A 304-nucleotide genomic window follows, 5' to 3' on the forward strand; every position below is an offset into this window, starting at 1 on the left:
CCTTTTGATGAAAGTTAAAACAAAAAAGCGCTCCATCCCGCTCAAATTTACGGGAAGAAGCGCCTGAAGATTTCACGCGTTCCACGGTTCCACCCGAATTGCGTGCCCTTGAGAACACGCCACTCGCTGTGCTGTAACGGGCGCACCCGGCAGAGGTTCTCCTCTGCGCTCTGCGGTGGTAGAAGCCCGATGCACGGCAGGCTGCTTACAGAACCCGGTATCCGGGGCAGCCCTCTCTGCGTCATGGGGAACGAGCTTCGGTTTGTCCGCATCATCGCTTTGGTCAGGATGAAACTACGCTGAT

At 56.2% G+C, this 304-nt stretch carries 1 protein-coding gene; it reads right to left on the reverse strand.

Annotated elements, in window-relative coordinates:
* Nucleotides 1–47: 47 nt before the first annotated feature.
* Nucleotides 48–304, reverse strand: a 257-nt coding sequence (locus P0G09_RS18310; RefSeq protein WP_275253380.1) for a hypothetical protein, incomplete at its 5' end; no start/stop codon positions are given.

This window comes from Faecalibacterium sp. DFI.5.82 (assembly GCF_029076575.1).
GTDB lineage: Bacteria > Bacillota > Clostridia > Oscillospirales > Ruminococcaceae > Faecalibacterium > Faecalibacterium duncaniae.